This is a genomic window from Anaerobacillus alkalilacustris (genome assembly GCF_001866005.1).
Taxonomy (GTDB): domain Bacteria; phylum Bacillota; class Bacilli; order Bacillales; family Anaerobacillaceae; genus Anaerobacillus; species Anaerobacillus alkalilacustris.
The window spans coordinates 60,446-67,451 of record NZ_MLQR01000030.1 but is presented as its reverse complement, the minus strand read 5'-3'; the positions used below and the strand labels follow the sequence as shown (position 1 = coordinate 67,451).

The 7,006-nt window shown below is 35.8% G+C and carries 6 protein-coding genes; 1 reads left to right on the top strand and 5 read right to left on the bottom strand.

Annotated elements, in window-relative coordinates:
- Positions 1-332 precede the first annotated feature (332 nt).
- Positions 333-638, bottom strand: coding sequence for a MerR family transcriptional regulator (locus tag BKP37_RS12980; protein WP_071310033.1), 306 nt, complete (start codon positions 636-638; stop codon positions 333-335).
- Positions 639-902: 264 nt separating this feature from the next.
- Between BKP37_RS12980 and BKP37_RS12975 the strand changes: the two genes are divergently transcribed.
- Complete coding sequence (locus BKP37_RS12975; protein WP_071310032.1) at positions 903-2,273, top strand: aspartate kinase; 1,371 nt, start codon at positions 903-905, stop codon at positions 2,271-2,273.
- A 66-nt stretch (positions 2,274-2,339) separates the two neighbouring features.
- On the opposite strand, the gene BKP37_RS12970 is transcribed toward BKP37_RS12975, so the two are convergent.
- The 4 genes from BKP37_RS12970 to proB form a co-directional block, all read right to left on the bottom strand.
- Positions 2,340-3,173, bottom strand: coding sequence for an ion transporter (locus BKP37_RS12970; protein WP_245712522.1), 834 nt, complete (start codon positions 3,171-3,173; stop codon positions 2,340-2,342).
- Between the two features lie 595 nt (positions 3,174-3,768).
- On the bottom strand, positions 3,769-4,593 hold the full coding sequence (proC, locus tag BKP37_RS12965) for a pyrroline-5-carboxylate reductase (RefSeq protein ID WP_071310031.1): 825 nt from the start codon (positions 4,591-4,593) through the stop codon (positions 3,769-3,771).
- A 46-nt stretch (positions 4,594-4,639) separates the two neighbouring features.
- Positions 4,640-5,887: a glutamate-5-semialdehyde dehydrogenase gene (locus tag BKP37_RS12960; RefSeq protein WP_071310030.1), complete on the bottom strand. Its 1,248-nt coding sequence runs from the start codon at positions 5,885-5,887 to the stop codon at positions 4,640-4,642.
- 13 nt (positions 5,888-5,900) lie between these two features.
- A complete protein-coding gene (gene proB, locus BKP37_RS12955) occupies positions 5,901-7,004 on the bottom strand; it encodes a glutamate 5-kinase (RefSeq protein WP_071310029.1) in 1,104 nt (367 codons plus the stop codon).
- Positions 7,005-7,006 lie beyond the last annotated feature (2 nt).

Genomic DNA, 7,006 nt, shown 5'->3' with positions numbered 1-7,006 from the left:
ATGGTGTATATGAAAGGCAATATCGTTATTTTGTAATTTCACTTCTAAATCTAAAGGCAAAACTAATTGATTCATGTTATAATTTTTAAACATAAGGACACTTCCTTCTGATTAGATTTGGCTTGGTAACTTAATTTTATCAGAAGTTGTCCTTATTTTATTACAAAAATAATCAAAGCCGGTGAAATTTTACTCGTCGTAAAATTTCACCGGCTTTTTCATTTCAGAGGTGGGTTTTGTCCCAGCCTCGTTCAGCTTATTCTTAAATGTAGGATTAAGTAGTAAAACTTTCAATCAGTGCAGGACGAGGAAAACCACACTGATTGAAAGTTTTATTTTCTTAAGTTAAATGCAGCATTTAATTGACCACGAAGCATTCTTTCTCGAAGTTCTTCTTGTCGAAGTTTCTTTTGTTCCATTTTTCTTATTTCAAATGTTTGTAAACCATCCTCCATCTTATTTGCAATATCTACCAATCGCTCCACGTCTGTAAAGGAAAACTTACGAGTTCCGCCTTTTGAACGATCTGGAAAAATTAACTTACGCTCCTCGTAGTAGCGAATTTGTCTTTCTGATAAACCCGTTAATTCACTCACTACCCCAATTGTTATCACTTTTTTATCTTTATAGGACGACAAGTTTACCAACTCCTGTCTGTTACTTTTTATGATAATTTTACTATAGCATTATTTACAGATTATTTTTAAAATTTGTTAGATAATCTATCAAAGAAACGTTCGTTCGTGTTAGGGTTTCTCGAAATATTTCAACACTTATGTTAATTTGGTTACCACTATTTTTGTGAATACTGTTGCTTCAAAGTGTGTCTAGTGATAAAATTTAAAATTATTAATTAATTTCATGGTCCTGAAAAAATTACAATTAGAGGTGAATACGTATTTATGAAGGTTTGTAAGTTTGGTGGAACATCTTTAGCTAGTGCAGAACAAATGAAAAAAGTGGCAAACATTGTTAGAGCAGATATAGAAAGGAAAATTGTTGTTGTTTCAGCACCAGGAAAACGTTTTAAAGAAGATACTAAGGTTACTGATTTATTAATTTCATTAGCCGATACGGTCTTAACAAATGGTGATGTAGAAGAAGCTTTACGCCTAGTTGTTAGTCGATATGAACAAATCGCTAACGAATTAAATTTACCACAGCAAGTTGTTACGATCATTAAGGATGATCTACAATCTAGAATTCAAGCGAAAGAAGAAGGAGACAAAGAGTTTGTAGACTTAATGAAAGCAAGTGGGGAAGACAATTGCGCTAAACTATTTGCATCATATTTACAGTCATTAGGTGTTGATGCACATTATGTTGATCCTAAAGAAGCTGGATTATTAGTAAGTAAAGAGTATGGTAATGCGCAAGTCTTACCAGAAGCTTATGATAATTTAATGGAACTAAGAAACAAGGAAGGTATTTTAGTATTCCCTGGCTTTTTTGGTTATACTCACGAGGGAACTCTTGTAACATTTCCAAGAGGTGGGTCTGACATCACGGGATCTATTGTTGCAGCTGGGGTTAAAGCTGAGCTATATGAAAACTTTACTGATGTTGATTCAGTTTATGCAGCTAATCCTAATGTAGTAAAGAATCCTGTTGAAATTAAAGAATTAACGTATCGTGAAATGCGTGAACTTTCATATGCTGGTTTTTCAGTGTTTCATGATGAAGCATTAATACCAGCATTTAAAAAAGGTATACCAGTGTGTATTAAAAATACAAATAATCCTTCCGCTAAAGGAACGATGATCGTTAGTGAGCGTAATTATATGGTTAATCCAGTTGTAGGTATTGCAAGTGATTCTGGATTTAGCACAATTTATGTTCGTAAATATTTAATGAACCGTGAAGTTGGGTTTGGTCGACATCTGTTACAAATTTTAGAAGATGAAGGACTCTCATATGAACATATGCCATCTGGTATTGATGATACGTCCATTATACTTAGAGGCTCTCAACTGACACCAGAAATCGAAGAAAGAATTGTTAAAAGAATTGAGACTGAGCTACATGTTGATGATGTTCATGTAGAGCATGATTTCGCTATGGTAATGATAGTTGGTGAAGGTATGAGAAAAATGGTGGGTCTAACATCTAAAGCTACAACAGGTTTAGCTAGAGCAGGCGTAAATATTCATATGATTAACCAAGGATCTTCTGAAGTCAGTCTTGTATTCGGAGTAAAGTCGGTCGACGCAGATAAAGCTGTTAGTGAATTATATCTTGACTTCTTTTCAGACGTAAAAAGCCCAGTTCTTTAAAGAACTGGGTTTTTTACTTCAATTTAAAAATAGAATAAATTAGTGATAACGACCTCGAATTACAACCTACTGGGATTTTCCTTTTTCATTGGATAAATTTATTATTAACTGTTTTAACTCTCTTACTTCATTTTTTAATTCTGCTATTTGATCTGGTTCTTCCTCAGTATTAGCAGAGTCAGCTTTTTCCACATTACTTACAATGACACCGATAAATAAGTTGAAAATTACGAAAGTACCAATGAGTACGAAGGAGACAAAATAAATCCACGACCAAGGTAATTCATTGAAAATCGGCCACATGACTCCACTTGCCCATGACTCAAGAGTGACAACTTGAAATAATGTTAGTAAGGAAAGTTGAAGAGAACCAAAATATTCCGGTGCAACATCTGCAAAAAGCATCGTTCCAGTTACGGCAAAAATATAAAAGATAATGCTCATTAACAGCATAATATTCCCAAGTGCCGGTATTGTTAATAATAATGCATCCACTAATTTTCGAAGGGAAGGTACTACAGAAATGGCCCTGAACACTCGAAGTACACGTAAAATGCGTAATACAGTAATAAAGTGAGCACCAACAAAAATGTGTCCAGCTGCTACAATGATAAAATCAAACCAATTCCAACTGCTTCTGAAAAAATGACTAAGCTTTTTTTCTGCCATGATTCTTAATATGATTTCAAATGTAAAAATCCAAAGCAATACTTTATCTATCGTATTAAAAAGTACTTTATTAGATTTATAAATTGAAGGATATGTCTCCAAGCCAACAATAACCGCATTAATCATAATTAATGTGAGGATTGCTCCTGTGAAATATTTATGGTTTACAAGATTTCTAATTTTTTGTAGTATATTGGGTCGTTTTTGTTTATTTGTCATAAGTTGTGACATCTTTTTCCTCCAATCTTGATGAGAGTTGAAGCACCACTCTTTATTCTACTAAATCTTATTGGTAGATGGAATGATTTTTGAGAGTTTTACAGATTTTTTTGCTGTTGTAAGTAAATCCCAATTTAGGAAGTTATCTCGTCGTTGTTCATGAAGGAGCAGAGAAACGCTATCTTTACGCAAAATAGAAGCGGAGGAGCATTTAGTTGGGGGTGATAGGAAAAAGCTGAGTTAATCTTAACCTCAGCTTTTTTGACAGTATCAGAATTTATAAATTTCTAACTTGAAAACTGTCTAGCGCAAGCAGCCTACGAGCTCGGTCACTTCAGTCAAGCTACTGACTTCAATAACTACATGAATAACGTCTCTGAATAGCTTCATGCAGCTTTGCTCCTGCGGCGGTTACTCGTCGCACAAAACACTGCTTCGAGGAAGCTTACTACGAAGCAATACTAGAAGACGCTAAAAGGACGTAGGAAGCCAAAGAGCGGCTTTTAGTCAAAGGCCGCCCCAGTGAAGCTACTACTTGAATTACTTCGCAGCTGCTTTGCTCTTGAGCAAAGCAGCTGCTCGTGACCAGGCGCTTGCATTATTAATATTAAGAATAAAGTTTCCCGAGTTCTGTTGAACGTTCAACAGCTCTCTTAATACATTCTACCATTGCATCTTGAATTTGGTAGCTCTCCAAAGCTTTAAAGCCTGCTTCTGTAGTGCCGCCTGGACTCATTACTTGTTGATAAAGAGTTTTGGAAGGGAGATCTGTTGCTTTAATTCTTTCTGCTGTACCGATAAGTACTTGTGCAATAAGGTGCTTAGCTAAATCTTTATCTAATCCGACTTCACTTGCTCCTTTTTCCATCGCTTCAATTATATAATAAATATAAGCTGGACCTGACCCAGATAAACCAGTTATGGCATCCTGTTTTTCTTCTTCAACAACAACAACTTCACCGATCGCTTCAAATAATTTTTCTGCCACAGTTAGATGTTCACGAGTAGCAAACTCTCCGGAAGAAATGGCAGTTATGGAGGCACCAATAGCGGCGGAAGTATTTGGCATCGTCCTAATTATTGGAGCGTTGTGATCAATAAGTTTAGAAATATATGTTGTTGAAACTCCAGCTAATACCGAGATGAACAATTGATTCTTTGATGTGTAAGACTTTATATTTTCAATAGTTGCTGCGATATCTTTAGGTTTAATAGCAAAAATAATGATATCCATATTTGGAATTACTTCTTTAAAATTTTTAAAGGTTTGTACTTGATAGTTTTCTTCTAAAAAGTTTAATCTTTCCGTGTTTTGTTTATTGGTTACGTAAATTTGTTCTGGTCGTAATAATTTTTTTGCTACAATACCAGAAATCATCGCTTCAGCCATACTACCGGCACCGATAAAGGCAATCTTTTTATCTGTTAACATCTGATCTCTCTCCTTCGTCTTTACCTCTTTACCATTCTGCTTTTCTTTATGAACGTATTTGTCCATTACCTAAGATGATATATTTTGAAGATGTTAAAGTGTCTAGTCCCATTGGGCCTCTTGCATGGAGCTTTTGTGTACTAATACCAATTTCAGCGCCAAAACCGAATTCAAATCCATCTGTAAAGCGAGTTGAAGCATTATGGTAAAGTGCAGCAGCATCTACGAACGTGAAAAATTTATCAACGTTACTTTGTGTTTCTGAAATAACAGCTTCTGTATGTTTAGAACCATATTGATTAATATGATTAATTGCTTCATCAACATTATTAACTATTTTTACAGCTAGCGTTAGATTTAGAAACTCTGTAGCCCAATCTTCCTTGGTAGCAGCGTTCACGCGGTTATCGAGTTGCATTGCTAAATCATCACCACGTAATTCAACACCTTTACTTACTAGAGCATCAACTAGACTTGTAAAATGTTGATTTGCCCATATTTCATGAACAATTATAGTTTCACAAGCGTTACAAACAGATGGACGTTGTGTTTTGGCGTTCACTACAATGTCGATACCCATACTTTTTTCTGCTGTTTCATCAATATACACGTGACAGTTTCCTACACCGGTTTCTATAACGGGCACAGTAGCTTTTTCTATAACGGTTTGAATAAGGTTTGCCCCCCCACGAGGAATAAGGACGTCTAAGTATTCATTTAGTTTAAACATTTTTTCTGCCGTTTCTCTGCTTGTATCTTCTATCAGTTGAACGGCTTCCTTAGGGATAGAGCTTTTCTCTAAGCCTTTATGGATGACAGTAACTAAAGCTTTATTTGAGTTTATAGCTGAAGAGCTTCCACGTAGTAAAACGGCATTACCTGTTTTTAAACAAAGGCTAGCAGCATCCACTGTTACATTTGGCCTTGCTTCATAAATCATTCCGATAACTCCTAAAGGTACGCGAATTTTTTTTAGGAATAGGCCATTTGGACGTTCTGTTTCAAAGGTGATTTCCCCAACAGGATCGTGTAAATCAGTTAGTTGTTCTAAAGCGTTAGCCATATCTGTAATTCTTGCTTCTGTTAATCGAAGTCGGTCTATCAATCCATCTGAAAGCCCATTCGCTTTTCCTGCCTCGATGTCTTTATTATTTTCTTGTAAAATATAATCCATTTCAGTCACTAATGTTTGACTAATAAATTTTAGTGCTCTGTTTTTCTCAGCTGTTGAAGCGGCACCTAGTAATCCAGTTAATTCGTTTGCTTTTTTTGCTTTAAGTAATAGTTCACTCATCATATTCACTCCTCTAAAATGTAATCCAGTGGTCTCGATGTATAGCTTCAGTGTATGGACAGTTTATTTTCTCTTTGGCTTCTTTGCTAGCTTTACCTTTAATGGCACGGAGTTCCTCAGAAGAATAATTCACTTGGCCTTTTCCGATGGATTTACCACGACTAGTGATTACTTCTACTACATCACCTTTTTGAAATGTCCCTGAAACTTCTTTAATTCCAATTGGTAATAAACTCTTTCCTTTTGTTAATATTGCATTAGCGGCTCCATCGTCGATAACAATGTTTCCATTAGTATTAGAATGAAGGGCAATCCACTGCTTTTTATTTTTTACTACTTTTTTATTTGCGGTGCCGATATATGTTCCGTCACCTTTCCCTTTTAATATGTCTATCAGCTTTTCTTCACCAACACCTGTCCCGATAAAGACAGTAAGGCCTAATGAAGTCGCTGTTTTTGCAGCTTCAATTTTTGATTTCATACCACCAGTACCAAGTTTTGAGCCAGTAGCTTTAGCTTCACTTAATAGTTCATCGTTAATGGTAGGAAGGTAATGATATTTCTTTGCATTAGGATTTTTTCGAGGATCCTCATCATAAAGACCGTTAATATCAGTTAAAATGATTAAGCAATCCGCATGAACAAGTCCTGCTACTAAAGCAGACAACATGTCATTATCTCCAAACGTAAGCTCTTCAACAGAGGTTGAGTCATTTTCGTTTATGATAGGTACTACACCACGACTAATAAGTTCTGTTAATACAGCGTAAGCATTACTGTGCTGTTCTTTGCTCAAAAAGTCATTTCGAGTTAAAAGGAGCTGGGCCACAACGATTTCATGATGACCGAATGCTTCTTCGTAGCCTTGCATAAGTAAGCCTTGACCAACTGCTGCTGCAGCTTGTTTTCCGGCAATTGTTACAGGCCTTGTAGGATATCCTAACTTTGTAAACCCGGCAGCAACGGCTCCAGATGAGATCAAAATGACGTCATGTCCCAGTTTTTTAAGATTAGCTAAGGCATTGGCATGTTCAACAAGCTTTTCTTTAGAAAGTCCACCTTGGACGTTAGTTAATGAACTACTGCCAATTTTTACTACAACTCTTTGCTTACTCATAA